This is a genomic window from Enhydrobacter aerosaccus, from assembly GCF_900167455.1.
GTDB lineage: Bacteria > Pseudomonadota > Alphaproteobacteria > Reyranellales > Reyranellaceae > Reyranella > Reyranella aerosaccus.
This window is the reverse complement of record NZ_FUWJ01000002.1, coordinates 888,667-915,464: the sequence shown is the minus strand read 5'-3', so window position 1 is coordinate 915,464 and position 26,798 is coordinate 888,667. Positions and strand designations below refer to the sequence as shown.

The window sequence follows — 26,798 nt, the reverse complement described above, 5'->3', positions numbered from 1 at the left end:
CTCAGAGCACCGCCCGCAAACCAGGCATCCGCCGAGCGACCAGGCCAACAAAGAGAAAGCTGATCGCTACACCGCATATGCTTGCCAGAGCAAATTTAACACCGATGGAAGCTGGCAAGATATGTAGGAGGCGCGTAATCGCGATCAGGATTGGCGCGTGCAAGACGTAGACGCCAAACGCATTGCGGGTGAGGAAGCGAGAAACCGGACCTTGGGCGTTGAAGCAGTCGCGGTAGAGGATAATCAATCCCAACGACAGAGTGAGACAGGTGAACGAGCGCCAAGTGTCGATGCCAGCCGCCTGCCAATGCCAGCCGCTGCCATAGGCGGACAAATCTCCGGTCAGCGCCCCTCCCGCGGCGACCAGCAGAGCCCACAGCGCTCCGCCGGCCGCAATGCCAGCCCACAACCATCTTCTGCCCACGTGAGACGGAATCTGACGCAACCAGTCTGCCTTCCACGCGGTGATCCCAGCCGCATACATGAGGGGGTATTGCGGAAAGTCGTGCACATCGACGTTCAGAACAGTCCCCGCGTTCGGAAAGGCGACGCCGACCGTGAATGTCACGATGGCGATCAGGCCGGCGTAGCCCAACACCATGGCGACGGAAGGAGGGGGACGCGGCGCCAGTCGGGTGGGGCGCACGCGACACAGCCCCGCATAGGCTGCGGAGAAGAGGAGAAGCACGAGGCAGAACCAGAGGGGGCCCGATTCGCTGAGAAGTTCCCCCGAGCGGAGGTGCAACCACCAGTCTTGGAGGAACGGGCGCGGCGGTTTCGACTGCCATGATCCTGCTACGAAATACTCGGTCAACGGGCCGATCACTGTCATATAGAGCAGCAGCGGCAGGCCCAGCCTCTTCAGCCGTTCGTGGATGAAGCCTTCCGTACCCTTCCGTGCGACAGCGCCTGCCGCGAAGTAGCCGGCGATGCCGAAGAGCAATCCCATCGCTACCGCATGCTGAAACGATTGGTAGGCGGCGAAGGCGATCTTCGCATCGAGGTTCAGCTCGGGATGCTCACGATAGTACCAGGCGCCGAACGGAGAGTAGGTCACGGCCGCGTGCATGATGACGACCATGTTGATCGCCGACCAGCGCAGGTTGTCTATATAGAAAAGGCGATGGTTCGGCCGCCCAACGGTCATGGCGCTATCCTCCCGGTTGCGCCCGGATGAGACCTTAGGCCGAGGTCGGCGTCTTGCCGGAAGCCGCGTCCGTGGTGACCGAATCCCGCGAAGTATGGCCGATTTCGGAATCGGCCAGCGCCCGGCGGCGGAACTCAGTGGGGGTTTGCCCGGTCTGGGCCTTGAAGGCACGGTTGAAGGGACCGATGGAGCCCCAACCTGCGTCAAGGGCGATGGTGAGCACTGGGACACGCGCCTGGGCGGGATCGGATAACGCTATCCGCGCTTCGTTCAGTCTGTGCTGGTTGACGAAATCGTTGAAGTTCCGGTGGCCCAGCCGTTGGTTGATCAGCCGCCGGAGCCGATACTCGGGGGTACCCAGCCGCTCGGCCAGTCGATCTATCGAAAGATTCATGTCGCGATAGACGCGGTCCCGCTCCATGGCCTGCCGCAGCCGCTCGGCCAGCTGGCGCTCGTCGGCGCTCATTTCCGTTCCAGGCGCGGGAGGCGTCGGTGTCGCTGGCACCATCGGCGCTGCAGCAAGTGTCGGCTCGGGAAAGACGGCGCGCAGACGCAGTAGAGCCGCGGCCACAGCCACGCCAAGTATCGCCAAGAGGCCAGGCAACCAGCGGACGCCGGCAGCATCCAGCACCGTTGTTGTCAGAATGACGAGACCTACAGCACAAGCGAAAACGACCCTCAGGCGCCGTCGTCCCTCGACCAGATCTGCCTTGCGTCCGGCAAGCACGCGAGCGGTCTCGCAGATCGCCACGATCAGCGTCGCGGCATGCGTTGCGTTCCATGCCCGGCTCGCGCCGGATAAGGTTGCAACGGTTGCGAGCGGCAGCAACGCAATGAAGACGGCCCACCGCCATCGCGTTGGTCGGGCGGCATCACCAAAGACCGTCTCGGCCCACGCGACAAACACGCCGGCAATTGAGTTGCTGAGGATCCGCGCCGGGATAATCCACCAAGCGAGCCCTTCATGGAGTCCAGGCGCCGTTTCGATCAGAAACGCGAGTACACAAAGGTCGAGCAGCAATGTGACTCGGCCGATCGGTGATCGGAGCGAGCCAGGAAGGCCAATGATCGCAAGTATGCCGATTAGCGCAAATGCGCCACCTCGGAGCCCGGTTTCGAGCAGCATTCGCGAATCTCCCATGCCTTTTCTGACCCGGACCGCGCGCGCAGGCAAGTCGAAGAGAAGCTTCAGGAAGATTCGGCTGTCTTAAGTCCGATCACCTTTGGCCATGGGAACCGTCGGCCTGCTTCCGACAAGCCGGTTGAATGACGCCCTTGTGTCAGGCCAAGACCGTCCAGGTCGCTACGGCCACTTCACCTCGGGCGGCAGCGACATCAGAATCGCCTCGACATTGCCGCCGGTCATGAGACCGAACCGCGTGCCGCGATCGTGCAGCAGGTTGAACTCGACATAGCGTCCGCGGCGCACGAGCTGATGCTCGCGCTCGGCGGCGGTCCAGGGCTCGTTCATGTGGCGTCGCACGAGCTTGGGGTAGACGGCAAGGAAGGCTTCGCCGACTGACCGGGTGAACGCGAAGTCCCGGCCGAAATCACCTGAATCGAGATAGTCGTAGAAGATTCCGCCCACGCCGCGCGGTTCGCCGCGATGCGGCAGGAAGAAATATTCGTCGCACCAATCCTTGAAGCGCGGATAGCAGGTCGTGTCGTGCGCATCGCAGGCGCCCTTCAAGGCGGCGTGGAAGTCGCGCGTGTCGGCGTCGTTCGGAGTCATCGGCGTGAGATCGGCGCCGCCGCCGAACCAGGCGCGGGTGGTGACGATGAAGCGCGTGTTCATGTGCGTGGCGGGCACGCGCGGCGAGCGCATATGCGCCACCAGGGAGATGCCGGTCGCGAAGAAGCGCGGATCCTCGGCGGCGCCGGGAATTTGCTTGCGGAATTCGGGGCTGAATTCGCCGAAGACGGACGAGACGTTCACGCCGACCTTTTCGAACACGCGGCCGCGCATGATGGAAATGACTCCGCCGCCGCGCTCCTCGCCGTTGGGGCCGCGCTCGCGCTGCCATTCCGTGCGGGCGAAGCGTCCGCGCGGCAGGTCGCGATGCGTGCCGGTGAGCTCGTCCTCGATGTGTTCGAACTCGCTGCAGATCCGGTCGCGCAGATGCTCGAACCAGGCGCGAGCCTGATCCTTGCGCTCGGCCACGGTTTTTTCCGGCGGCAGCGGGGAGGGCCCTTGCGGGCCGGTGGCATGGCGAGTGGGCAGAGTCATGTCACGTCCCTCAGGTCAGGGTGGCGAAGCCGCCGGTTTGCCGCAGGCTCTCGCTCAATACCATTGTGGCGGCCAGGGCGACATTCAGCGAACGCGCGCCGCGCTGCAGTGGAATGCGCAGTCGGAGGTCGGCGGCGTCGTGCACGGCCTGGGGCACGCCGGCGCTTTCGCGGCCCAGCAGCAGGATATCGTCGCGCCGAAAGACGACATCGGGGAAGGTTTGCGCGGCCTGTGTCGTCAGCAGGACCAGGCGACCGGCCGGCCGGTCGCGCCGAAAGCTGTCCCATGACGCATGCCGGACGATGTGGGCGAGGTCGTAATAGTCCATCGAGGCGCGTCGAATGCGCTTGTCGTCGAGGGGGAAGCCGCACGGCTCGATGATGTGCAGCGGGACGGCGAGACAGGCCGACAGCCGGATGAAGGCGCCGAGATTCTGCGGGATGTCCGGTTCATAGAGAGTGAGAAGCATCGTTCCTTACTATCGCTGTCCGTGCCGGGGCGTCAGAGCAACTTTCTGCAGGATTGGAAAGAATGGACGGCGTGTCGCGGCGGCCGACTGGCGTTACCTGCACGGTCCTGCTTGAATTGGCGCGGGGTCCAGAACGGCAGGAGGGAACAGGCAATGTCCTGGGCGGGAGAACTACTCAGCCATGCCAAGGCCATGCGCAAGATGGCCGGCGAGGTGAGAAGGATGGCGGAGGAACTGTCGAACGAAAGACGGCAGTTGCTGCGTTACGCCAAGGAGCTCGATCGCGATGCCGAGGCGCTCGAGACAAGGGCTGGCGGAACCAGAAAGCGCGCCGCTTCGCAACGCACTGCCGACGAGGAAGCGGTCGAGACGGACGCCCCCACTCCGGCTTGACCGCCGCCTTTTTGCGGATCGCGGATGAATACCCCTGTTCCGTCGCCTCGCCACTCTGTATGAGGCGTGGGCTTCAAGGGGGTGGGCGATGTCTTGGTCCGGGGAACTTCTCAAGCACGCGGCCGCCATGCGCAAGATGGCGGCGAAGGTGAGAGGGTTGGCGGAAGAGCTCAAGACGGAGCGCCGACGCCTGTTGGGATATGCCAAGACGCTGGAGCGGGATGCAGACCTCCTGGAAGCCAAGGCCGGCGGACGCCGGCAGCGCCGCCCTCGACGATCGACGGCGGGCAAGGCCGTCGCCGGCGACACGCCGGATCGACCGGCGGGAAAAGAGGGCGGTTATTTTCGCGCTTCGGCTCCAGCCGCCTGAACGCTGCATGGTGACCTCAAAGCGGCATGCGGCACGCTGTCACAGCGTGGAATCATTCGCACCTGCGACCAACAGAGCCTTGAAACAAAAAGCGCTTTCTCGTCTATAAGCCTTAACTCCTCGAGGGATGTAACAAGCTATGGCTTCAAGCAGCATTCCGGCCGGCGCCCACGGTGATCCCACCCGGCGCGACTTTCTGATGGTTGCGACGGGCGCCATGGGCGCGGTCGGCGCGATCGCGGTGGCGTGGCCGTTCATCAACAATCTCAATCCCGCTGCCGATACGCTGGCGCTGTCGAGCATCGAGGTGGATGTGAAGGCGATCGCGGTCGGCCAGGCGATCACGGTGAAGTGGCGCGGCAAGCCGGTCTTCATCCGCCACCGCACCAAGGAAGAGATCACGGAAGCGGAGGACGTGAAGCTGTCCGAGCTGCCGGATCCCGAAACCGACAATGCGCGTGTCACCGATCTCGCCAAGAAGGTGCGGCCGGAATGGCTGATCGTGGTCGGCGTGTGCACGCATCTCGGCTGCGTGCCGCTCGGCAACAAGCCCGGCGATCCGCGCGGCGAATACGGCGGCTGGTTCTGCCCCTGCCATGGATCGCAATACGATACGTCGGGCCGGATCCGCAAAGGCCCCGCGCCGAAGAACCTCGCGGTTCCCGGCTACTTGTTCACGACCGATACCCTGGTCCGCATCGGCTGATCGCCGCCCCTGAACGCCACTGGAGCTAAGCAGAATGGCCTCGTCACACGGCGCCCCGCCGGTCTTCAACAACAAGGTGATTGCCTGGATCGATCACCGGCTGCCGATCTTCTCGTATATCGAGAAGGAATATCACACCTTCCCGACGCCGCGGAATTTCAACTACTTCTGGAACTTCGGCGCCATCGCGACGGTGATGCTGGTGCTGATGATCGCCACCGGCGTGGTGCTGGCGACCAACTACCAGCCCAACGCCGAGCTCGCCTTCGCCTCGGTCGAGCGCATCATGCGCGACGTGCCGTCGGGCTGGCTGATCCGCTACCTGCACATGAACGGCGCGTCGTTCTTCTTCATCGCCGTCTACATCCATATCTTCCGCGGCCTCTACTACGGCTCCTACAAAGCCCCGCGCGAACTTCTGTGGATGCTGGGTGTCGTCATCCTCCTCCTGATGATGGCCACCGCCTTCATGGGCTATGTCCTCCCCTGGGGACAGATGTCATTTTGGGGCGCGACGGTTATTACGAATTTGTTCTCGGCCATTCCGGTCGTGGGCGATTCGATCGTGACGTGGCTGTGGGGTGGGTTTGCGGTCGATAATCCGACGCTGAACCGTTTCTTCGCGCTGCATTACCTGCTGCCGTTCATCATCGTGGCGGTTGTGGCGCTGCATGTCGTGGCGCTGCACGTGCACGGCTCGAACAATCCGCTCGGCATCGACCCCAAGGGGCCGCAGGACACCGTGCCGTTCCACCCCTACTACACGATGAAGGACGGCTTCGGAGTCGTCTGCTTCCTGATCGTGTATGCCGCGTTCGTCTTCTTCATGCCCAACTCGCTGGGCGACGTGGCGAACTACATCCCGGCCAACCCGATGGTGACGCCGAACGAGATCGTGCCGGAATGGTACTTCCTGCCGTTCTACGCCATCCTGCGCGCCATCCCCGACAAGCTCGGCGGCGTGCTCTGCATGTTCGGCGCGATCGCGGTGCTGTTCGTGCTGCCGTGGCTCGATACCTCGCGGGTGCGCTCCTGCAGCTTCCGGCCGATCTACAAGTGGTTCGTGCTGCTGCTGGTCGCCGACGTGATCGTGCTCGGCATCTGCGGCGCGCATCCGCCGGAGGGCTGGTACGTGCCGGCCGCACGCCTGGCCACGGTCTATTATTTCTTCCACTTCCTCATCCTGCTGCCGGTCCTGGGCAAGATCGAACGGCCCCTGCCGTTGCCGTCCAGCATCGCCGAAGCGGTGCTCAAGAAGAAGGCGGGTTGAGCCCATGTCCATCAAGCTTTCCACGCAACGACTGATCCTTGCCGGCGCGGCGGCGCTTGCCCTCTCTGTCGTCGGGACGGTCGCCACCGCGGCCGAAGACATGCCGGCACTGCCCCAGCACGATTGGAGCTTCAAGGGTCCGTTCGGCACCTACGACCGCGCGGCCGCGCAGCGCGGCTTCCAGGTCTATAAGGAAGTCTGCTCGGCCTGCCATTCGCTGGATCTGCTCTACTATCGCAACCTGACCGAGCTCGGCCTGACCGAGGATCAGGTCAAGGCGATCGCCGCCGACGTCCAGGTTCCGGACATCAACGACGATGGCCAGCCGATCGAGCGGCCCGGCCGCCCGTCCGACCATTTCAAGAAGCCGTTCCCGAACGAGGCCGCCGCCGCGGCCGCGAACGGCGGCAAGGCGCCGCCGGATCTCAGCGTCATCGTCAAGGCGCGCGAGGGCGGTCCGAACTACGTCTACGGCATCCTCACCGGCTACGTGCCGTACGACAAGCTGACGCCCGAGCAGATCAAGGAATTCAACGTCTCCAAGGACGACAATTTCAATCTGTACTTCCTCGGCCATCGCATCGCGATGCCGCAGCCGCTCGACGACAACAAGGTGACCTATGTCGACGGCACCAAGGCGACGCTGCCGCAGGAAGCGTCCGACGTGGTCACCTTCCTGGCCTGGGCCTCGGAACCGCATCTCGAGGCGCGCAACCGTACCGGCGTCCGCGTGATCCTGTTCCTGCTGGTGATGGCCGGGCTGATGTACGCGACCAAGCGCGCCATCTGGGCCGACAAGCACTGACGGTACTGCCCCGTTCGCGGCGGGGACCTATCGTCGAACAACGCGCGGCCCAGGCCGCGCGTTTTGTTTTGGGATCAGCTGCGCCGAACCACCAGGCTCAAACTGCGTGATTGTTCGGGGGGTGCCGGCCGATTGAGTACCGGCGGCTCCACCGCCGGTGCGCCGGGGACGAACGGCTCGGTCTCCTGATCACGATGGGCCGCCGCCATGTTCTCGAGCATGGTCGCCGCAGTCAGCGTGACGATCAACGCGGCCAGCAGTAATGCCGCCGCCACGAGCAGGTGACGCATTCTCCACCCTGGAAAGAATGCAGCGCCCGACAACCCACCGCCGGACGGTGCCCCAAAACAATTTGCACCAAGCTTCCCGGCGCTTCTATACAGGCTGCGGGCAGATTCGCAAACGCTTTCCTCACCCGGGTGAGAAATAGCTGCTCGTCAACCTGACGTTGCAGAACGTCTGCGTGCGATTGCGTCGTAGCGCGCAATCAGCCGGCGCGCGCGATCAATCACCGGAATGTCGATCATCTTGCCGTCCACGGAGAAGGACCCGCGCCCCTGGGCTGCAGCCTGGCGGTCGGCTTCGATCAGTTTGCGCGCATAAGCGACGTCTTCCGCAGTCGGAGTGAAGGCTTCGTTCAGGGCCTTCACCAACCCGGGATGGATACAGGTACCGCCTGAGAAGCCGAACCGGCGCGCGCGCTCGGCACTCTTGCGATAGGCGTCCGGATCCGAATAGTCGGCCACGGTTCCCAGGATCCCGATCATCGGCACGCCGTGCGCCTGGGCCGCAAAGGCCACCAGCCGTTTGGGGAGTTCCAGGGTCTCGTCGCCCGGAATCGATCCGGTCTCCAGCGCGAAGTCTTCGCCGCCCAGCATCAGAGCCACGAGCCGCGGTGCCCGCTCGGCGATGTCATGGATCTGCGCCAGCGCCCGGGGATGCTCGATCATGCCGGCAAATCCCACGCTGCCCGGTTCCATGCCGCGCTCGCGCTCGAGGTCGGTCACGATCTCGTCCAGCAGGGCGAGATGCTGCACGCTCTCGGCCTTGGTGATGAAGAGGGCCGACAGGCCGGGCTGCACGGCCGCTTCGATATCGGGAACGGCGAGTCGGAGCGGCCGGTTGATGCGCACGGCGACGTCGGCGCCGCCACGGACCACCTTGGCCATCGTTTCCGGCAGCAGCGCGCGGGCCTCGGCCTTCTGCGGAAGCGGCACGCTGTCCTCGAGATCGACCAGGACGCAGTCGGCGCCGCGCTCGTGCGCCTTGTCGATGAACTTCGGGACATTGCCCGGCACGTAGAGGATCGATCGCCATACGGGCGGGACGGGGCGGAACGGACGGCCGGCTGCGAGGCTCACTTCTTCCTCCCCTTCGAGATCACGCCGGCATCGCACAGCTTGGCGTATTCGGTGTCTCCCAGCAGCGGCTTCAGCAACGCCTCGTTGTGCTGGCCGACTCGGGGCGCTGCCGCGCGCAATGTCCCCGGCGTTTCGGAGAAGCGCGGCACGACCGGGTGCGTCGGCAGTTCGCCCATCTCTTCGTCCGGGATCTCGATCAGCGCTTCGCGCTCCAGTACGTAGTCGTCCTGCACGATCTGCGAGATGTCGTAGACCGGGCCGATGGTGACGCCGGCCTGGTCGAAATATTCCAGATTCTCTTCGAGATCGCGCGCTGCGATGAAGTCACCGATCAGCCGGTCGAGCTCCTCGCCATGTTTCACGCGCTCGATGTTGGTGGCGAAGCGCGGATCCTTGATCAGTTCGGGATGCCCGATCTTCGCCAGCACCCGCTCGGCCATGCCCTGCGTCGACGCCGACAGGCACACCCAGCGGCCGTCGCGCGTCTGATAGACATTGCGGGGCGCTGCATTGGTGGAGCGGCTGCCGGTCCGCACCTTCACCTCGCCGGTCAGCTTATGGTTTGCCGCCTGCGGGCCAAGCATCGAGAACAGCGGATCGAACAAGGGCAGGTCCAGCACCTGGCCGCGGCCGCCATTCATCTCGACCTCGCGCAACGCGACCATCACCGCGCCGTAGCCGTTCAACGCCGCCATGCAGTCGGCGAGATACATCGGCGGCAGCACCGGTTCGCGATCGGCAAAGCCGTTCATCGAGGCAAAGCCGCTATAGCCTTCGATCAGCGTGCCGAATCCCGGCTTGTGGCGATAGCGCCCGTCCTGGCCCCAACCCGAGATGCGCACGATGACGAGCTTGGGATTGAGGTCATGCAATTCGGCCGGCGACAGGCCCATATCCTCGAGCACGCCGGGCCGGAAGCTCTCGACCAGGATGGCCGCCGACGCCGCGAGCTGACGCACGATGGCGCGGCCGGCATCGGCCCGCAGATCGAGGGCTATGCTCTTCTTGTTGCGGCTATAGACCTTCCAGGCCGTCTCGACGCCCTTGACCCGCCACGAACGCAGCGTGTCGCCTTCGGGCGGCTCGACCTTGATCACCTCGGCGCCGAAATCGGCGAGCTGCAGGGTCAGGACGTTGCCGGCCACGAGGCGGGACAGGTCGACGACGCGGATCCCGTTGAGCGGGCCGGGCGCGTTCGGGGTGAAGGACTTTTGGGTTGGCTTCTTCATCGGAGCGCGCCACTCCAGTGGCGCTCAGGAGAGTGTTGAGACCAAAAGAAGAGGCGCCACTGGAGTGGCGCGCTCCAATGAACCTTAACCCACGTGTTTCTTCACGAACTCCAGCGTGCGCGCCATCGCCTGCTTGGAGGCAGCGGCGTCGTAGGATCCGCGCTCGTCGCAGTGGAAGCCATGATCGGCCGGATAGTCGAAGATCTGCACATCGGGATGGAGCTTCCTGAGCTCGTTCACATGCGCCATCGGGATGTGCATGTCCTTGTCGCCGAAATGCATCATGGTCGGCACCTGCGGCTTCTCGTTCTTGGTGCCATGGATGCCGCCGCCGTAATAGGCGATCGCCGCATCCGGCTTGAGCCGCGTCGCCGACAGCCAGGTGATGGTGCCGCCCCAGCAGAAGCCGGTGACCGCGACCTTGGCGGCGCCGCGCTTCTTCAGTTCGGCAATCGCCGCGTCGGTGTCCGCCACCGGCTTGTCGAAGCCGAGTTCGGTCACGTACTTGCGGCCCTCGGCGATCGTGTCGGGCGTGTAGCCGAGATCGACGCCGGTCTTCACATGGTCGAAGTAGCGCGGGGCGATCGCGAGATAGCCCTCGGCCGCGAACTTGTCGGTCACCGCCTTGATGTGATGATTGACGCCGAAAATCTCCTGGATGACCACGATGCCGCCCTTGGGCGTGCCTTTCGGCGTGGCGAGATAGGCGCCGATTTCACCGGCCGATGACTTAAGACGGATATCTTCACCCATGAGAAACCTCCCGGTTGCGGGGCGCATCTGACATGGTAATCCCACGGTGTTCAACCCGTCCGCTCGCCTGGCGAGCCCGAGAAGTGCCCCATGTATATCCCCAAACTCTTTGAGGTGTCCGAAGCTACTGGTCGGGAGATCATGCAGGCCCATAGCTGGGCGCTGTTGATCTCTACCGGCGATACCGGCGCACCCGTTGCCAGCCATCTGGCGCTGCTCTGGCAGGATGACGGCAGCGCGCACGGACATTTGATCGGCCACATGGCTCGGGCCAACCCGCACTGGAAGCTGTTCGGCGGCGCCGCCGAATCGATGGTCATGTTCTGGGGCCCGCATGCCTACGTCTCGCCGACCTGGTATGCGCCGGGCCCCAAGGTGCCGACCTGGAACTACGTGACCGTGCACGCCTATGGCCGCCCCGAGATCGTCGACGACACGAAGGGGGCGCTCGATGTGCTGGCCCGTCTCGCCGCTGCCTACGAAGGGACGGGACCAGAAGCCTGGACGCTAGATCGCCTGCCTGCCGGCAATGCCGAAGCACAGACCAAGGGCATCGTCGCCTTCCGCATGCCGCTGACGCGGATCGAGGCCAAAGCCAAGCTCAGTCAGAATCGCGACCTCGAGGATCGTCATCGCGTGATCGCGCGACTCGAGGCGAGCGACAGCCAGGACGCGCAAGCGACCGCGCTGTGGATGAAGAAGGTTCTGCCGTAGGACATTGCGGACGACGCCGAGGAGGGAAACGGCGTCGGCCGAACTCGGTTCGCCCTCTCGATGACGCCGGCACTTCGTTGGCCGGTCACCAACTCGATCGACCAGTCGGACCTCGGCTGTCCGGTCGTTTGCAGGCTCGGCCGGAAATCCGCCATAAAACCCCGGCTGAGTTCGACCGATGAGACGTGCTCTTCTTCTTTCCGCGGCGCTGGTCATGCTCGCCTTGCCGGCGGCAGCCCAGCCCCATCCGACGACAGGGCCGGCCATGCCAAGCTGCGCCGGATCACAGTCGCCGCTGCCCAAGAGCTGGGAAGGCCAGGCTTACGCCATCGACGGCAACACGCTCGCGGGCATCGGGTTGAAGGCGCCGATCAGGCTATGGGGCATCCAGGCGCCGGATCTGCGCAACAAGTTCACCAACCAGGAGACGGTGGCGGGCATGCGGGCGCGGGCCGCGCTCGAAGACATGCTGACGGCCGGCGAACACCGAGTCTCCTGCCAGCCGGTGAAATGGAATGCCGCCTGCATGCTGGTGGCGCAATGCACGATCACCGCCGAATGGCCGACCGGCAGCAAGGCGCAGCCGCATGACATTGGCTTGCGCCTGGTCGAGGACGGATTCGCCTACGGCGTCGATCTCGCCGACCCGCCCCCGGCCGACAAGGATGCCGGCGAGAAGATGGCGCATTTCGAGAGCCTGTCGCGCCAGGCCCGCAAGGGCCTGTGGCCGGAATGGCTGGGCGAGAAGTAGTCGGACCGGCCGATCAGGCCGCCAGAGCGAAGGTCACGATCGAGAGCAGGAAGATCGCCGTCCAGATGATGGCGCTGACCTTCTCCGCCGGCAGGGCCGCATGGAGCGCCGGTAACCTGGCCCAGAACGCGTAGAAGGCCACCAAGGCCGGCAGGGCGAGGAGAAACACGACGGCCCAGCGCAGGTTGCGCGAACACATATCCAGGGCAACGACGCTCGCCACCGCTGCCGTCGGCACGAGGATCACCGCGAGAAGCGCGGTCCATCGCGGCATCGTTCCGGTGATGCCGGCGGCCAGCATCATGATCGCCAGCACGATCCACAAGCCGACAGAGAGGAAGAAGCCTTCATAGGCGTCGCTGATGCGCGCCTCGCCACCGCCCGTCGAGTCGTGCAGCGCGTTGGCGATCTGCAGCACGCAAAGGAGAGTGGCGATCACCAACAGAAGTGACAGGCCGACCGGGAACGATCGCGGCAGCGGGGATGTTCTTGCCATTCCCAATCTCCTTCGCTTCTTCTTGACATCTTATCGGGTAGCGGCAGTCATCGGCAGGAAAATCGGGCGCGGAATGGCCCGTGGGGCGTGTATGGCCGAAATCTTGCTCGCGCCACTCTTGCGATGACGACATGACGGCCGGAAGACGGGGGCAACCGATGGGTGGGGCAAAGCGCGAATCGAAGCGCGTTGCATTGATCGTCGACGGGCGTTCTGTCGGTCGGGCAGGATTGGATCGGCGCGTCGTTGAACATCTGCGCCGCATGATTGTGCGCTGCGATTTGCCGCCGGCAGCCACGATATCGGAGACAAAACTGTGCGTGCAGCTGGGCGTCTCGCGCACGCCGTTGCGCGAAGCCCTAAAGCTACTGGCGGCGGAAGGCCTCGTCGATCTGAGACCGAATCGACGCCCCGTCGTTCGACCAATCTCTTCGAGCGAGATTGTCCAGCTTTTCGAGGCCGTCGGCGCCGTCGAGCGGGCTGCAGCCGAGCTTGCAGCGGAACGTATCACACCCGCCGCTCTGCGACGCCTCTCCATCCTTCAGGCCCGCATGGAGGAGCATTACGCGGTCGGCCAGAAGGATGCCTATTCGAACGTCAATGCGGACATTCATCGAGCCATCGTTGCAGGAGCCGGCAATCCCGTTCTGATCGAGACCCATGGCTCGCTGCAGTCCAGGGCGAAGCGCGCGCGTTTCGCGGCGTTCGGCGCCAGTGGTCGCTGGGAGGAATCGGTCGCAGAGCATCGCGACATACTGCAAGCCCTGCTCGACAGGGACACCGTCAACGCGGGGAAGCTCCTGTTCGACCACGTTATCCATACCGGCCGCGCTGTGGTCGAGGCTTTGAAAGAGGCACCGCGGCGCAGCGCTGCCTGAACCGGTGCGGGCTCCTTCCGCTCCCCCGATCCATATCCTCTTGCCGCCGGTGTCGATCGGTTTGCCTGCATCGAGGGCGGAGTGATGCGTACGCGGGCATCTGGCCGTCCGCTCTGCATGTAGAACGTGGTTAACAATTTGAATTAATTGCATTTTTATTTTGGAACCAATCGTGCAAGCAGCCCTCGACAGCGTCACGCGGTCGAGAGGAACAACGATGCGTTTCATGGTCGTCGCCGTCAGTCTTGCTGTCTCACTCCTGGCTTCCGGATTCGCCCGGGCCGCCGATCTTCCCGTTGTCCGTGTCGCCTACGCCAAATGCGCGCACTGCACCCCGGTGTCGTTGATGCCCGAGTTCGCCAAGGGCGTGAAGATCGATGCCGTCGCCTTCAACACCGGTAGTGACGCGCTGACTGCGCTCGTAACGAAGAATGTCGACATCGCGCAGTCGACCTACCAGAGCTTCGTCGTCGCCATGGATCGCGGCTTTGACGTCGTCGCTATCTCGGGCCACGTGAATGGTGGCTCGCAGATGCTGATCGGCAACGATCTTCCCATCCAGAAGGATGACTGGGACGGTCTCAAGAAGCTGATTGCCGACTACAAGAAGGAGGGCAAGCCGTTCCGCGTCGCCGCCTCACGCGGGAACGCGCAGGATCTGCATATGCGTGGCGAGCTCGCGGCGCATGGCATCGATCCCAACAAGGACGTGCAGTTCGTGAATATCGCCAATCCCTCCGACCATCTTCAGGCCATGCGGCGCGGAGAAGCCGAATTGCTGTGTACGGTCGAGCCGTTCGCGACGCAGATACTGCAAGCCGGTGCAGCCAAGTTCTTCAACTTCCCCTACGATCAGTCGACGGGAACGCTGACCGGCTTGTTCCTGACCCGACCCGACGTCATCGCACAGCGCCCGAAGGACGTGGAAGCCGCCGTTCGGGCTTGGCTCGCCGTCGACGATCTCATCTCGCACGACAAGACGGCCTGGGCCGACGTGATCGTGAAGGTCACCGGCATTCCGCGATCGATCGCCGATGGCAGCATTCCCAATCTGTTTCCCGACCGCGCGATCCATCGCGATGGCGCGCAGGCGGTCGCGAAGTCCATGCTCGATCTCCGCTACATCAATCGCGACGTGTCGAGCGCCATCGATAGCCACATCGATTACCAATTCCTCGAGCAGGCGACCGGCAAGACGGCCGCACAGCTCGGGAAGTAGAAGGCAAAGGGACGCCAGACATGAGAGATCAAGACGTCAGCATTCCCATCATCGATGTCAGCCCGCTTCTGCAGAACGGCCCATCCGCAGCCGTAGCCGAGGTTGCCGATCAATTACGTCTCGCGTGCGAGAGGATTGGCTTCTTTGCCGTTGTCGGCCACGGCGTACCGTCTTCAGTCAAAGAGGAATTGAGCCATCAGGCCTATGGCTTCTTCGATTTGCCGTACGCCGAGAAGATGCGGGTAAAGCGTCCGGCTCCCGAGCAGAATCGTGGCTACATCGCTACAGGCGACGAGACTCTGGCGCGGCTCGGTGGCCGGGAAACGCCTCCAGACATGAAGGAACTTTATGCCATCGGCCCCTACAAATGGCCGCTCGACGACTATCATCTCGCTCCGGATGCCTATCCGAGCTTTGCCCCCAATCCATGGCCGGATCGGCCAGCGGGGCTGCGACAGGCCATGGAGGCTTATTGGGATTGTGTCGAGCGTCTGGCGGGTGGCATCGCCAAGGGCTTCGCCGTGGCGCTCGAGTTGCCGCCGGACTACTTCGCGAATCGCATCGATCACAACACCAGCCAGTTGCGACTGATGCACTATCCTGTGCCGACTCAGGCGCCGGAACCCGGCCAGCTGCGCGCGGGCGAGCATACCGATCTGGGGATGATGACCATCCTGACCGCCGATAACGATCGCGGCGGACTTCAAGTGAAGCGGCGTGGTGGAGGGTGGGTAGACGCCCCGCTGCTGGACGACGCCTTCATGGTCAATATCGGCGACATGATGATGCGCTGGACCAACGATCGCTGGGTGTCGACACCGCATCGGGTCATCAATCCGCCGGAGGAGGCGAAGTCGACGAGCCGCCGCTTGTCGATCGGCTACTTTTTCGGCCCCAACTACGACACCCTGCTCGAATGCCTGCCAACGTGCCAATCCGCCGACCAGCCACCGAGGTACGAGACGCTGACGGTTCATAACTACCGCGTCCATCGCTTTGCCCGGACAGCCGGACAGTTGGCGGCGGATTGAACCCGTGACGAAACTCTCCCCATCGCTTGCCTTGCCTCCGGCGCTTGCGAGAACGCCGTCGGCCGCGATAGCGGCAGCATCTGCGGCCAGTCGGCGACGGCACGGCAACTGGCAGCGTCTGATCGTTCCCGTTCTGCTGCTCGCCGGCTGGGAAGCCTTCTCGCGCTCCGGACAGATTCCGGCGGCACTGTTACCCGCACCGTCCGCGGTTCTGTGGTCCTTCGCGGACTGGATGTTCGGCACGGACGGCAGTACGCAAACCTATAGTGGGACTTGGGTGATCGCGGCCTTCTGGAGCACGCTCCGCGTCTTTGCGGGGTTCGCGATCGCGGCCGCGCTGGGCATCGGACTGGGAATCGCCATCGGCTGGTCGCGCCGATTCGAAATCATTGTCGAACCGACCCTGCAGGTACTGAGGCCGATACCGCCAGTATCGTGGATCCCGCTGGCAATCGTCTGGTTCGGCATCGCCAACAAACCGGCGATCTTCCTGGTGTTCCTCGGGACATTCTTTCCGATCCTGTTGAACACGATCCACGGCGTGAAGACATGCGATCGCATGCTCATCCGCGCTGGCGCCATGGTGGGCGGGACGCCGCGGCAGCTTCTGCGCCACATCGTCTTTCCGGCGGCGCTGCCGGACATCTTTGCCGGGCTAAGGATCGGCATCGGCTCTGCCTGGATGCTGACGGTCACGGCAGAGATGGTCGCGGTAAAAAGCGGCTTGGGTTACACGCTCTGGGATTCCTATTACTTCATGCGCTACGACATCGTGATTGCGGCGATGATCAGCATCGGCCTCCTGGGTTACGGCAGCGACTTTCTGGTCCGGAAAGTGATGGCGCGAGTTCTCCATTGGCAGCACGGCACGACGCTGCAGGGCGAGCAGGGGTGACGATGCCGGTCATCGAGATCAACGGCGTCTGCAAGGCGTTTCGCGATGCCAAGCGGAATGTGGAGGTGACTGCCCTGGCCGGCGTCGATCTCGCGGTCGAGCGCAATCAGTTCATTTGTCTATTGGGACCGTCTGGCTGCGGAAAATCGACACTGCTCAACATGATCGCCGGCTTCGAGCGGCCCACCGAGGGGTCGGTCAAGGTCGATGGACAACTGGTAACCGGGCCAGGCGCCGACCGCGGCGTCGTCTTCCAGCAGCCGACGCTGATGCCATGGTTGCCGGTTTGGGAGAACGTCGCATTTCATCTGCTGATGAGGGGCGGACAGAAAGGCGCGCATCGGCGCACGGCGCAGACCTTCATCGACATGGTCGGCCTGACCGGCTTCGAAGATCATTATCCGGCGGAGCTGTCGGGCGGAATGAGCCAGCGCGTCGGGATCGCGCGAGCCCTCCTGATGAATCCGCGCGTCATACTCATGGACGAGCCGTTCAGCGCCCTCGACGAGCAGACGCGGATGCAAATGCAGGGCGAGCTGGTGCGCCTGTGGCAACACCACGAGGGTACGGTGGTCTTTGTCACGCATGGCATAGACGAAGCACTCACGCTCGGCACCCACGTGGTTGTCATGAGCGCGCGCCCCGGGAAAATTCGTGCAGTGGTACCGCTCGACCTGCCGCGGCCGCGCGACATCACCAGTCCAGCGTTCAATGACCTCAAACGCTACGTCCTGGAAATGCTGCACGTCGACCGATCGAACTCCTGAGCGTCAGTACGCGCAGAGAGTTTTTGCGCGCCGGATGACGGAGCGCGCCGTGTGCGGCAACAAGAATGAGCGACAGGGCGATTGCACTTCGGCCGCCGGCATTCCGCCTTCTTTGCTTCGCAATATGGTCGTGATGATGCCGTGCCGACGAATCGGCCAACGATTCGTTTGGCACCGCTTCATTCAACGGTCAGCGTAGTTAATGGAGTCAAAGAATGAAGAAGTTCTTGCTGGGTACGGCGGCCCTCTTCGCCATGCCCGTTGCTGCAGCTCACGCGCAGAGTAGCCCCATCGCTCCGACGCCCGGCGCCTATTTCGGCATCGAGACCGGCCTCAACTGGCTGCTCACCAATGGTAGCTATCAGTCCCAGACCGGGTACGCGCTGGGTGGCAAGCTCGGCTACGACTTTGTCGGGCCGCGCGTCGAACTCGAGGGCATGTATCGCAACAACATCTCGTCGGGCTGGGTCAATTTCCCCGGCGCGATCTCCTATGTGAACGGGCAGATCAACCAGTTCGCCCTCATGGGCAATGCGCTCTATGACTTCACGCCGGGCGCGAAATTCGTGCCCTATGTCGGTGCCGGCATCGGCGTTGCCTTCATCGATCCGTCCGTCTCGGCGGGATGCACGATGTGCTCGACACAGTTCGCCTATCAGGCCATTGGCGGCATCGGCTACAACGCCGCGCCCAACGTGCGCTTCAATCTCGAGACGCGATACTACGGCACGACCAACGGCAACAGCTACAGCAACAACGACATCTCGCTTCTGGTCGGTGCGACCTACAAGTTCGGCGTTTCGCAGTAGGATGAGCGGAGGCGCGTAGGGCAATGATGCCGGCGACGGCGTCTTCGCACTACGCGCCTGCCGGCAGGTCGCTCTTGCCGATATTGCAGACGGAGCAGAGCGTTTGCAGGTTGTCGAGCGTGGTCGGGCCGCCTTTCGACCACGGCTTGATGTGATCGACATGCAGCGTCACGGCCGGATCCTTGGCCGGGCTCGCACCGCACATGCGGCACAGGCAGTTGTCGCGGATCAGGACGGTGGCGCGCAGCCGCCAGCTGATGGTTCGCGGCGTCCGGATGCGCCGGTCGACCGCAAGGGCGCGCGGCTTGTGGCGATGGATGGTCGTCCCGACTGTGGGCCGGCGCCTGAACCTTGCGAAGGCTTTCAGCGCGGCATGCCAGTTGCCGAAGCGCTTTTTGTAGGTCGAGAGCGAAAAGCGGGAGAAGCCGTTCTTCTTGGTCATTTCCCGACCGGTGGGCTGACGGCCGAGCTTGCGCCAGACACTATCGAGATTCTGCAACAGCTCGCCGTCGGGAATGGCCCACTGTTGGCCGATCGGCAGCTCCGCGGCCTCGAGGGCCGCATTCCACGAACCGAATCGGCGCAGGATCGTCGTCGTCGCGAACCGTCCGCACCGACCATAGACGCTGATCGTCAGGCGACGCCGCCGATGGCGGCGCGCGATCCGACGCAGATCGGCGATCAATGTCGGCAGGGGCGTATCGCGCGGCCGGAAACGGATCGCGCAGACTTGTGAGCGGGACGAGCGGGGCATCGCTCGTCCTTCTTAAGCCTCGATGAGCCGAATCGACGATTCCGGTCCTTACCCCCTGTCCGCCGGCGGCGGAGAGGGCCCGGAAAGGATGAACGTCCGCCTTAGACGTTGAAGCGGAAGTGAAAGACGTCGCCGTCCTTGACGACATAGTCCTTGCCTTCCAGGCGGAGCTTGCCGGCATCGCGCGCGCCAGCCTCGCCGCCCAACGTCACATAGTCGTCGTAGGCGATGGTCTCGGCGCGGATGAAGCCTTTCTCGAAATCGGTATGGATGACACCGGCCGCCTCAGGGGCCTTGGCGTTGCGGTGTACGGTCCAGGCCCGTGTTTCCTTGGGGCCGACGGTGAAGAAGGTGACGAGGTCGAGAAGCGCGTAGCCGGCGCGCACCACGCGCGCGAGCCCGGTCTCGGTGAGCCCGAGGGATGCGAGGTAATCGCCCTGATCCTCGGGCGGCAGCTGCGCCACCTCGGCCTCGATCGCGGCCGAGATCACGACCGATGGAATGCCGCGCTCCTTGGCCCAGGCCTCGGCCTTGGCACTGTGCGCGTTGCCGGTCGCGGCGGAGGCTTCCTCGACATTCAGCACGTACATCATCGGCTTGCCGGTGATGAGCTGCAGGCGCGCGAAGATGGGCCGCTCCTCATCGCTGAGAGAGGCCGCGCGCGCCGGCTTGCCGTCACGCAATACGTCGAGCGCCTTCTTCACCACCGGCGCTTCGGTCGCCGCTTCCTTGTCGCCGCCCTTGGCGCGCTTCTCGAGATTGGGCAGCCGCTTCTCGAGACTGTCGAGGTCGGCCAGCATCAGCTCGGTCTCGACGATCTCGGCGTCGCGGATGGGATCGACGCTGCCGGCCACATGGGTGACGTCGCCGTCCTCGAAGCAGCGCAGCACATGGGCGATGGCATCGACCTCGCGGATATTGCCGAGGAACTGGTTGCCGAGCCCTTCGCCCTTGCTGGCACCCTTCACCAGCCCGGCGATGTCGACGAATTCGAGCTGGGTCGGCACGATCTTGGCCGACTGTGCCGCGGCGGAGAGCTTGTCGAGTCGCGGATCGGGAACGGCCACGCGACCCACGTTGGGCTCGATGGTGCAGAAGGGATAGTTGGCCGCCTGGGCCGCCTGGGTGGCGGTCAGGGCGTTGAAGAGGGTCGACTTGCCGACATTGGGCAGGCCGACGATGCCGCAATTGAAACCCATGCTCTACTCTTTGCTGTGCAGGCCCTTGAGGTCGAGACGGGCCGGCAGATCGGGAGGCGGCGCGAGATGCGCCACCCGGCTCATGTATTTCTCGTCGCCCTTGCCGGTTCCCTCGACCAGCAAGGCCGACTCCTCCGCAAGCGCGTTCAGGACCTTGGGCAACCAGCCGGTCTGCGGGTCGCGTTCGTCCGGCGCGAAGTCGCGCAGCACCCAGTGCAGCACGAGGTCCTTGTGGCCGGGATGGCCGATGCCGATGCGCACCCGGCGATAGGCGTTGCCGACATGGGCGTCGATGTCGCGCAGCCCGTTATGGCCGCCGGCACCGCCCCCCTTCTTCATGCGCACCCGGCCGGGTGCGAGGTCGAGCTCGTCGTGGAACACCACGATGCGGTCGAGCGGGATCTTGAGGAAGCGCACCGCCTCGCCCACGGCCTTGCTCGACTCGTTCATGTAGGTCATCGGCTTCAGCGCGATGGTGCGCTCGCCGCCGAGATGGCCTTCGGCCACCTCGCCGTTGAAGCGCGTGCGCCAGGCCGAGAAAACACGGCGGCGGACGATCTCGTCCACCGCCATGAATCCGACATTGTGCCGGTGCCCCGCATATCGCGGCCCGGGATTGCCGAGGCCGACCAGCAGCAGCATGGGAAGACGGGGCGCGAACGCCCCTTACTTCTTGGCCGGAGCCGGTGCCTTGGCGGCCGCTGCGCCAGCCGCCGCAGGGGCTGCCGCGCCGGCTGCTGGGGTCGCGCCTTCGGCAGCGGCAGGAGCGCCTGCTTCCGCACCCGAGGCCGCCTCACGCACCACGGTCGGCGCGGCGATGGTGGCCACGGTGGCGTCCTTCTCGCGCGTCACCATCCGCACGCCCTCCGGCACCTTGAGCGAGGAGAGATGGATGGAATGACCGATCTCGAGACCGGTCAGGTCGACCTCGAAATACTCGGGGATCAGGTTCGGCTTGGTCCGTACGGTGATCTCGTGCATGACGATGTTCAGCACGCCACCGCGCTTGATGCCGGGCGCCGCCGCTTCGTTGCGGAAGTGCACAGGCACCTGCACGGTGATGATCGAGTCCGGTCCGATGCGCAGGAAGTCGAGATGCAGAGGACGATCGGTCACCGGATCGACCTGCACGTCGCGCGGCAGCACGTCGACGGGCGTGCCTTCGACATCGATCTGCATCCGGTGATTGAGGAAGCCCTCCTTGTGGATCTCGCGCAGGAGCAACTTCGGCTCCACGGCGATCATGAGGGGGGGCTGCTTGTCGCCGTAGATCACGGCGGGAATCAGTCCATCGCGACGGCTGGAACGGGCGCCCCCTTTGCCGGCCCGGTCCCGCTTCTTCGCGACGACCTTTGTCGTCTCTGCCATTTCAACTTCTCCTGTGTGTCTCTGTTGCTCTCTTCATCGCGGCGTGGCCTCCAGGGGTGCCCATCGCCGGATCTCGTGGAATTCCTTCAATCAATCGAACAGGCTCGAGACCGAGGTCTCGTCGGCGATGCGCTTCATCGCCTCGGCCATCAGGCTGGCAATGCTGAGCGGCCGCACGTTCGGGGACACGCGCACCGCCTCGGTCGGCTGGATCGAGTCGGTGATCACCATCTTCTCGATCGGCGAGGCGGCGACGCGGGCGACCGCTCCGCCCGACAGCACGCCGTGAGTGACGTAGGCGCAGACCGACTTGGCGCCGTGATCCATCAGCGCGACGGAAGCGTTGCACAGCGTGCCGGCCGAATCGACGATGTCGTCGATCAGGATGCAGTCGCGGTTCTTCACGTCGCCGATCACGTTCATGACCTCGCTGATGCCGGCGGCCTCGCGCCGCTTGTCGATGATGGCGAGATCGGCATCGATGCGCTTGGCGATGGCGCGGGCGCGCACCACGCCGCCGGTGTCGGGCGACACTACGGTCAGGCTGCGATTGGCCAGCGTCTCCTGGATGTCCTTGGAGAAGACCGGCCCGGCGTAGAGATTGTCGAGTGGGATGTCGAAGAAGCCCTGGATCTGGCCCGCATGAAGATCGAGCGTCAGCACGCGATTGGCGCCGGCATTGGTGATCAGGTTGGCGACCAGCTTGGCCGAGATCGGGGTGCGGGAGCCGGTCTTGCGATCCTGACGGGCGTAGCCGAAGTAGGGGATCACCGCGGTGATGCGACGCGCCGAGCTGCGGCGGAGCGCATCGATGGTGATCAGCAGTTCCATCAAATGGTCGTTGGCGGGGAAGCTGGTCGACTGGATGACGAACACGTCCTCGCCGCGCACGTTTTCCAGGATCTCGACAAAGATTTCATTGTCCGAGAAACGGCGGATATTGGCTTTGACGAGCGGCAGTGCGAGCTTGGCCGAAATGGCTTCCGCCAGCGGACGATTGCTGTTGCCGGTGAGAATCTTCATGAATCGCGACCCCTATCGCCGGGCGGGTTCGCGTTAAGCCGTTGATCTGAAACGACAAAACGGCCACTCCCGGCCGCGACGGGGCGGAACATACCAATCGTTCCGCACTCTGTAAACGGCCTGAAATGGCGCTGTCTCCGAACCCGCCGGCGCCGCTTGCCGCCTGCCGCCCTGGATGGCCTCGGTATGGCCACGGAGTCGTCCCTTTCCTCTGCGACTGCTGCCGTTCTCTTTCGGGGAGGGAAGGGAAACACCATGGCCTATTTCGAACTGCTGTCCTGTCTCCGAATGGTGGCGGAGGGGGCGGCCGACTACTGCTCCAGTCCAGAACGGCCCGATGCCGCGCGCGAGCTCAAGCACATCCTGGCGGCGGCGCACCCTGTCCTGGCGCTGTCGGACGGGCGCGAGCCTGACATCGAAGCCAACCGCCGGCGCCTTCTCAGGAAATGCGAGGAGATCGACGTCGCCGTCCGCCGCAGCCACTTGCGGCTGGTCGACGGCGACGAACCCGCGGCCCGATCGATGGGCATCCGATCCGTCGTCGCGCTGTGTGAGGAGTTGCTGGGCCTGGTCGAAGCGCTGGTGCCGGAACTCTCGGCCCGGGTGGAATAGCTCCCGAGCAGCATCCGAGTAGCACAAGCGCTGCAACCGATGGTCACGCTGGAGGGCTCGCTGCAGGAACGGCGCCTCGGGTTCGGCGGTTGCACGGACGGCGCGGGGGCCCACTGAATCCAGCCAATCCGCACGCTTTGGATGCTGCGCGGAACTGCGGAATTTCGTGCACCGTTGAGGACGCGTAGGTCCACACAATCGATGGAGCACGCAATGTCCTCACGTACCGCTCTTACCCTCGCCTTGTCGTCCGCCGCGTCGCTGCTATTGCTGCCGGCCCTGGCCTCGGCCGAGTCCTCGGCGACGGCCGCATCGACCGCGGCCTCGCATCATAATCCGATCTTCCAGAACATGGTCGCGCAGGCCGGCAGCTCAGCCGGTGCGAGCGGTACCGGAGCCGGTGGAGCCGGAGGCGGCGCGTCCAGTGCTGGCGCTGCGGGTGCAGCCGGCGCGGGCGCCGCCGGCGCCAGTGCCAGCGGCGGCGCCGATGGAGGAGCGAGTGCCGCGGCGGGCGGTGAAGGCGGCGGATCGTCGGCCGGCCCGGGTGGCGATAGCGCGACGTCGGCAGCGTCCGTCCCCTACAACGGCGACATCGACCCCAACACGCGGGTTGGCAAGGTCGTGCAGCACAACATGGAAACCTGCGAACGCAATCGGACGCAGGGCGAGTCGTGCCTGCCCGGCCGCAATGGCGCTCCCTATCAAGGCACCGCGCAATACCAGTATCAGGGCCAGTACCAGGGACAGACGGCCCAGGCCTATCAGGGCAACTTCAACCCCAACGCCTACCGCACGACCACGGATTGCCTGAACGCGGCGTCCGCGGCGCACGCGCCCCTGTCGAGCTGCCCGCGCCGTTGATCTCTCTTATCTCTCGCAAGGAAGGCCGCTCGAAAGGGCGGCCTTCTCGTTTCACCGGAACCTGAGATCCGCCGATCGAGCGAAGGCCGGAGTGGCCGCCGCGGCGCGATCCCAGGGATCAATAGGGCGCGCGATCGTCGATCGTGATGATGCGATGAAGGCGGCGCACCTTCGTCTGTTCGTCCCATTCGCTGGCGCGATGCATGCTGCATCGATTGTCGGACATCAGGACGTCTCCCGGCTGCCAGGCGTGGCGATAGCAGAAGCGGTCCTGGATCATGTGATGGAGCAGCTCGTCGTAAAGGGCCTGCGCTTCTTCGGCACCCATGCCGTCAATGCACGACCCCCATTCGCCGCCGAGATAGAGGCCGCGCCGGCTCAGCTCCGGATGCGTGCGGACGAGCGGATGAATCACATCCGGAATCTTGCGCCGCTCGGCTTCCATCTCCTCTTCGCTCGCCTCGGGGAACAGGTTCTTGAACAGGCGAGCGCGGCTGTGCAGGACCTTCATGCCCTCGATCTGTGCGCGCTTCTCGGGCGGGAGTGCCTCATACGCAGCGATGCCATTGGCATAGCGCGTATCGCCCTGGCCGACCGGCACCTCGATCGCGTGCAGGTAAGTGAAGAGACCGGGCTCGGGCAGATGATAGTGGTCCGTGTGCCAGTTCAGTCCGACACGCGGTGAACCAACGCTCGCTTGCTTCTCGTGCACATTGCCGACGACGAAGATCTCGTGATGTTCGGGTAGGCAATAGTGGCGAAGCGAATGCAGGTCGGGTCTCCCGCCGAACTGGCGTGCAAAGGCCAGGAAGTCCGCGGGCGGAAGCTGCTGCTGTCCACGGAAGAGCAGCACAACGCGGTCGATGCAGGCGGCACGAATGAGGGAGCGCGTCTGCGTGTCCAGCGGCTCGCGCAGATCCAGTCCTTCGATTGCTGTTCCTGCATGGTCGGCGAGATCCATGATCGTCAAACCGCGTGCGGCTGCAGCGGCACGCCAATCCATCTGCTCCATTGCTCTCCTCATTCCCGCGGCGGAAACGGTGGCACCGATATTGCAGGAATTTGAAGCAAGTTCTGGGCCGTGGAAGGAAGTACATGCGTCGTCATTGGCTATCGCTTTCCATCATGTTCGTAGCCCTGTGTGGACCAGGGGCGATGGCCCAGACATGCAAGCCGGCGCTCGCGGATACAGACCTCGTCGCTGCCGGCAAGCTGCAGATGTCGATCAATCCGACGCTGCCGCCGCAACAATTCGTCGACGAGAAGGGGGAATTGCAGGGGCTCAATGTCGACCTCATGAAGGAAGTGGCGCACCGGCTCTGCATCCCGTTGGAATTCATCAGGATGGATTTTCCGCCGATGATTCCCGCTCTGACCGCCAGTCGCTTCGACGGCATCGACACCGGCATGTTCTGGACCGAGGAGCGGTCCAAGATCGCCTACACCGTGCCCTATGCCCAGCAGACGATCAGCATTGCGATCGCGAAGGGCGCGGCGCTGAAGCCGACGGATGTGGCGGCCCTCGCGGGCCACATGGCCGGTGTCGAGGTGAACTCGTATCAGGAACGCTGGCTGCGCGGCGCCGACAAGGAGCAGGTAGCCAAAGGCGCCAAATCCATCGACATCCTGACCTTCAAGACAGCCACCGATGTCCTGGCGGCGCTGCGAGCAGGGCAGGTCGAGGTGGCGGTCCTGATCGATCAGACGGCAAAGGAGATCCAGCGGCGCGGCCTGATCGAGATAACGGCGACCGGACTGGGCGGTGCGCCGACGACGATGATGTTCCGGAACCGTGCAGTGGCAGAGAAGGTGGCGGCGACGCTGACGGCAATGAAGGCGGACGGCTCTTACGACAAGCTGTTCGACCATTATGATCTTACCAAGTCGCCCGACTCCACGTTCGCGATCCGCGGACCTGGTCCGAAGTAGACAGTCTTCGCGATGAAGGGCTTCGACGTCGCCGACTTCCTGAACGCCCTCGGCAATCCCTTCCTTCTTGTCGGCGCGTTGGTGACAGCGGGACTTACGGTGGCAGGCCTCGGCGGTGGCTTCGCTTGTGGTCTGCTGGTGGCCCTTTTGCGGTCCGCGCCCTCTGTCATCGCGCAGCGGCTGGCCGGTGGTTACATCTGGTTCTTCAGGGGGACGCCGCTTCTGATCCAGATGGTGATGATCTATTCCGGCTTGCCCCAGGTCGGCGTTCGCTTCGGCGTACTCGGATCGGTGCTGGTCGCCCTGATCGCCAATGAAGCGGCATACATGGCGGAAATTATCCGCGGCGGATTTCTGGCGGTTCCATCCGGACAATCGGACGCGGCCAAGGCCCTTGGCCTGTCCCGTCGTCAGACCCTGGTCCTGGTGACGCTGCCGCAAGCGGCGCGGATCATCATTCCAGCCATCGGCAATTCGGTGAATGGACTCCTGAAGGCGACCTCGATCGCGTCGGTGATCTCCATGGAGGAGCTGATGCGCCGCAGCGAGATGATCATGCAGATCAAGTTCGACGTGCTCGAGGTGTTCGCGGCAGCCGCCATCTACTATCTGATCCTGACGTCCCTGTGGGATCAGGCTCAGCGCTGGCTCGAACGACGCTTCAACCGAGCCTATCGAGCCGGGCCGTCCGCGATCGCGCCGGCGATTGAGCAGGCGGTCCTGCCGAGATAGTCGCCCTCATTCTCCGCGAAGCGCCCGGCC

At 64.2% G+C, this 26,798-nt stretch carries 32 protein-coding genes; 17 read left to right on the top strand and 15 right to left on the bottom strand.

The genetic code is table 11. The annotated features are described in order from the left end of the window. Window position 1: 1 nt before the first annotated feature. The 4 genes from B5D62_RS13650 to B5D62_RS13635 all read right to left on the bottom strand — a co-directional run bounded on the left by B5D62_RS13650 (window position 2) and on the right by B5D62_RS13635 (window position 3,843). Window positions 2-1,147 (bottom strand): acyltransferase family protein, encoded by a 1,146-nt coding sequence (locus B5D62_RS13650; protein WP_085934388.1) that lies wholly within the window; start codon window positions 1,145-1,147, stop codon window positions 2-4. 34 nt (window positions 1,148-1,181) lie between these two features. After that, window positions 1,182-2,273, bottom strand: coding sequence for an AraC family transcriptional regulator (locus B5D62_RS13645; RefSeq protein ID WP_170920926.1), 1,092 nt, complete (start codon window positions 2,271-2,273; stop codon window positions 1,182-1,184). Window positions 2,274-2,450: 177 nt separating this feature from the next. Then, window positions 2,451-3,374 (bottom strand): oxygen-dependent coproporphyrinogen oxidase, encoded by a 924-nt coding sequence (gene hemF, locus B5D62_RS13640; protein WP_085934386.1) that lies wholly within the window; start codon window positions 3,372-3,374, stop codon window positions 2,451-2,453. A 10-nt stretch (window positions 3,375-3,384) separates the two neighbouring features. Then, a complete protein-coding gene (locus tag B5D62_RS13635) occupies window positions 3,385-3,843 on the bottom strand; it encodes a tRNA (cytidine(34)-2'-O)-methyltransferase (RefSeq protein WP_085934385.1) in 459 nt (152 codons plus the stop codon). A 153-nt stretch (window positions 3,844-3,996) separates the two neighbouring features. Here B5D62_RS13635 and B5D62_RS13630 point away from each other — a divergent pair, with 153 nt between their 5' ends. The 5 genes from B5D62_RS13630 to B5D62_RS13610 all read left to right on the top strand — a co-directional run bounded on the left by B5D62_RS13630 (window position 3,997) and on the right by B5D62_RS13610 (window position 7,387). Then, on the top strand, window positions 3,997-4,236 hold the full coding sequence (locus B5D62_RS13630; protein WP_085934384.1) for a hypothetical protein: 240 nt from the start codon (window positions 3,997-3,999) through the stop codon (window positions 4,234-4,236). A gap of 88 nt (window positions 4,237-4,324) precedes the next feature. Further along, on the top strand, window positions 4,325-4,606 hold the full coding sequence (locus tag B5D62_RS13625) for a hypothetical protein (RefSeq protein ID WP_085934383.1): 282 nt from the start codon (window positions 4,325-4,327) through the stop codon (window positions 4,604-4,606). A 139-nt stretch (window positions 4,607-4,745) separates the two neighbouring features. Next, window positions 4,746-5,312, top strand: a complete 567-nt coding sequence (gene petA, locus B5D62_RS13620; RefSeq protein ID WP_085934382.1) for a ubiquinol-cytochrome c reductase iron-sulfur subunit — start codon at window positions 4,746-4,748, stop codon at window positions 5,310-5,312. A 34-nt stretch (window positions 5,313-5,346) separates the two neighbouring features. After that, on the top strand, window positions 5,347-6,582 hold the full coding sequence (locus B5D62_RS13615) for a cytochrome b (RefSeq protein WP_085934381.1): 1,236 nt from the start codon (window positions 5,347-5,349) through the stop codon (window positions 6,580-6,582). Between the two features lie 4 nt (window positions 6,583-6,586). Then, window positions 6,587-7,387, top strand: coding sequence for a cytochrome c1 (locus B5D62_RS13610; RefSeq protein WP_085934380.1), 801 nt, complete (start codon window positions 6,587-6,589; stop codon window positions 7,385-7,387). Between the two features lie 74 nt (window positions 7,388-7,461). Here B5D62_RS13610 and B5D62_RS13605 read toward each other — a convergent pair whose 3' ends face one another. The 4 genes from B5D62_RS13605 to B5D62_RS13590 form a co-directional block, all read right to left on the bottom strand. Continuing rightward, complete coding sequence (locus tag B5D62_RS13605) at window positions 7,462-7,677, bottom strand: hypothetical protein (protein WP_139373868.1); 216 nt, start codon at window positions 7,675-7,677, stop codon at window positions 7,462-7,464. A gap of 147 nt (window positions 7,678-7,824) precedes the next feature. Next, complete coding sequence (locus B5D62_RS13600; RefSeq protein ID WP_085934378.1) at window positions 7,825-8,748, bottom strand: HpcH/HpaI aldolase/citrate lyase family protein; 924 nt, start codon at window positions 8,746-8,748, stop codon at window positions 7,825-7,827. Beyond that, a complete protein-coding gene (locus B5D62_RS13595) occupies window positions 8,745-9,977 on the bottom strand; it encodes a CaiB/BaiF CoA transferase family protein (protein WP_085934377.1) in 1,233 nt (410 codons plus the stop codon). Before B5D62_RS13595 ends, B5D62_RS13600 begins: the two co-directional genes overlap by 4 nt. 84 nt (window positions 9,978-10,061) lie before the next feature. Then, window positions 10,062-10,730: a dienelactone hydrolase family protein gene (locus B5D62_RS13590; RefSeq protein ID WP_085934376.1), complete on the bottom strand. Its 669-nt coding sequence runs from the start codon at window positions 10,728-10,730 to the stop codon at window positions 10,062-10,064. Window positions 10,731-10,820: 90 nt separating this feature from the next. Here B5D62_RS13590 and B5D62_RS13585 point away from each other — a divergent pair, with 90 nt between their 5' ends. Both B5D62_RS13585 and B5D62_RS13580 read left to right on the top strand, forming a co-directional pair. Further along, window positions 10,821-11,444, top strand: a complete 624-nt coding sequence (locus B5D62_RS13585) for an FMN-binding negative transcriptional regulator (protein ID WP_085934375.1) — start codon at window positions 10,821-10,823, stop codon at window positions 11,442-11,444. Between the two features lie 178 nt (window positions 11,445-11,622). Beyond that, complete coding sequence (locus B5D62_RS13580; protein ID WP_085934374.1) at window positions 11,623-12,195, top strand: thermonuclease family protein; 573 nt, start codon at window positions 11,623-11,625, stop codon at window positions 12,193-12,195. Between the two features lie 13 nt (window positions 12,196-12,208). Here B5D62_RS13580 and B5D62_RS13575 read toward each other — a convergent pair whose 3' ends face one another. Beyond that, window positions 12,209-12,691, bottom strand: coding sequence for a hypothetical protein (locus tag B5D62_RS13575; RefSeq protein WP_085934373.1), 483 nt, complete (start codon window positions 12,689-12,691; stop codon window positions 12,209-12,211). Window positions 12,692-12,885: 194 nt separating this feature from the next. Here B5D62_RS13575 and B5D62_RS13570 point away from each other — a divergent pair, with 194 nt between their 5' ends. From B5D62_RS13570 to B5D62_RS13545, 6 genes are all read left to right on the top strand, one after another. Next, window positions 12,886-13,569, top strand: a complete 684-nt coding sequence (locus B5D62_RS13570; RefSeq protein ID WP_218191054.1) for a GntR family transcriptional regulator — start codon at window positions 12,886-12,888, stop codon at window positions 13,567-13,569. A 217-nt stretch (window positions 13,570-13,786) separates the two neighbouring features. Next, complete coding sequence (locus B5D62_RS13565) at window positions 13,787-14,788, top strand: ABC transporter substrate-binding protein (protein WP_085934371.1); 1,002 nt, start codon at window positions 13,787-13,789, stop codon at window positions 14,786-14,788. Between the two features lie 20 nt (window positions 14,789-14,808). Continuing rightward, window positions 14,809-15,819, top strand: coding sequence for an isopenicillin N synthase family dioxygenase (locus B5D62_RS13560; protein ID WP_085934370.1), 1,011 nt, complete (start codon window positions 14,809-14,811; stop codon window positions 15,817-15,819). 67 nt (window positions 15,820-15,886) lie between these two features. Beyond that, the gene (locus B5D62_RS13555; RefSeq protein ID WP_085934772.1) at window positions 15,887-16,714 is read left to right on the top strand and encodes an ABC transporter permease; all 828 of its coding nucleotides are present in this window, start codon (window positions 15,887-15,889) and stop codon (window positions 16,712-16,714) included. Between the two features lie 2 nt (window positions 16,715-16,716). Further along, window positions 16,717-17,481, top strand: coding sequence for an ABC transporter ATP-binding protein (locus B5D62_RS13550; protein WP_085934369.1), 765 nt, complete (start codon window positions 16,717-16,719; stop codon window positions 17,479-17,481). Between the two features lie 215 nt (window positions 17,482-17,696). Next, a complete protein-coding gene (locus tag B5D62_RS13545) occupies window positions 17,697-18,290 on the top strand; it encodes an outer membrane protein (protein ID WP_085934368.1) in 594 nt (197 codons plus the stop codon). A gap of 49 nt (window positions 18,291-18,339) precedes the next feature. Here the strand turns inward: B5D62_RS13545 and B5D62_RS32885 are convergent, their stop codons facing one another. The 5 genes from B5D62_RS32885 to B5D62_RS13520 form a co-directional block, all read right to left on the bottom strand. Then, the gene (locus tag B5D62_RS32885; RefSeq protein ID WP_139373866.1) at window positions 18,340-19,044 is read right to left on the bottom strand and encodes a homing endonuclease associated repeat-containing protein; all 705 of its coding nucleotides are present in this window, start codon (window positions 19,042-19,044) and stop codon (window positions 18,340-18,342) included. Between the two features lie 101 nt (window positions 19,045-19,145). Next, complete coding sequence (gene ychF / locus B5D62_RS13535) at window positions 19,146-20,243, bottom strand: redox-regulated ATPase YchF (RefSeq protein ID WP_085934367.1); 1,098 nt, start codon at window positions 20,241-20,243, stop codon at window positions 19,146-19,148. A 3-nt stretch (window positions 20,244-20,246) separates the two neighbouring features. After that, window positions 20,247-20,885: an aminoacyl-tRNA hydrolase gene (gene pth, locus B5D62_RS13530; protein ID WP_085934366.1), complete on the bottom strand. Its 639-nt coding sequence runs from the start codon at window positions 20,883-20,885 to the stop codon at window positions 20,247-20,249. 24 nt (window positions 20,886-20,909) lie between these two features. After that, complete coding sequence (locus tag B5D62_RS13525; RefSeq protein ID WP_085934365.1) at window positions 20,910-21,611, bottom strand: 50S ribosomal protein L25/general stress protein Ctc; 702 nt, start codon at window positions 21,609-21,611, stop codon at window positions 20,910-20,912. 90 nt (window positions 21,612-21,701) lie between these two features. Further along, window positions 21,702-22,634 (bottom strand): ribose-phosphate pyrophosphokinase, encoded by a 933-nt coding sequence (locus B5D62_RS13520; protein WP_085934364.1) that lies wholly within the window; start codon window positions 22,632-22,634, stop codon window positions 21,702-21,704. A 255-nt stretch (window positions 22,635-22,889) separates the two neighbouring features. Between B5D62_RS13520 and B5D62_RS13515 the strand changes: the two genes are divergently transcribed. Both B5D62_RS13515 and B5D62_RS13510 read left to right on the top strand, forming a co-directional pair. Continuing rightward, window positions 22,890-23,246 (top strand): hypothetical protein, encoded by a 357-nt coding sequence (locus B5D62_RS13515; protein ID WP_085934363.1) that lies wholly within the window; start codon window positions 22,890-22,892, stop codon window positions 23,244-23,246. Between the two features lie 213 nt (window positions 23,247-23,459). Beyond that, window positions 23,460-24,107 carry a hypothetical protein gene (locus B5D62_RS13510; protein ID WP_085934362.1) on the top strand — a complete coding sequence of 216 codons (648 nt, stop codon included), beginning with the start codon at window positions 23,460-23,462 and terminating at the stop codon, window positions 24,105-24,107. A 118-nt stretch (window positions 24,108-24,225) separates the two neighbouring features. On the opposite strand, the gene B5D62_RS13505 is transcribed toward B5D62_RS13510, so the two are convergent. Beyond that, window positions 24,226-25,119 (bottom strand): TauD/TfdA dioxygenase family protein, encoded by an 894-nt coding sequence (locus B5D62_RS13505; protein ID WP_170920925.1) that lies wholly within the window; start codon window positions 25,117-25,119, stop codon window positions 24,226-24,228. Between the two features lie 143 nt (window positions 25,120-25,262). Here B5D62_RS13505 and B5D62_RS13500 point away from each other — a divergent pair, with 143 nt between their 5' ends. Beyond that, complete coding sequence (locus tag B5D62_RS13500; RefSeq protein WP_218191053.1) at window positions 25,263-26,036, top strand: transporter substrate-binding domain-containing protein; 774 nt, start codon at window positions 25,263-25,265, stop codon at window positions 26,034-26,036. Between the two features lie 12 nt (window positions 26,037-26,048). Further along, window positions 26,049-26,768, top strand: a complete 720-nt coding sequence (locus B5D62_RS13495) for an amino acid ABC transporter permease (protein WP_085934359.1) — start codon at window positions 26,049-26,051, stop codon at window positions 26,766-26,768. The last annotated feature ends 30 nt before the right edge of the window (window positions 26,769-26,798 follow it).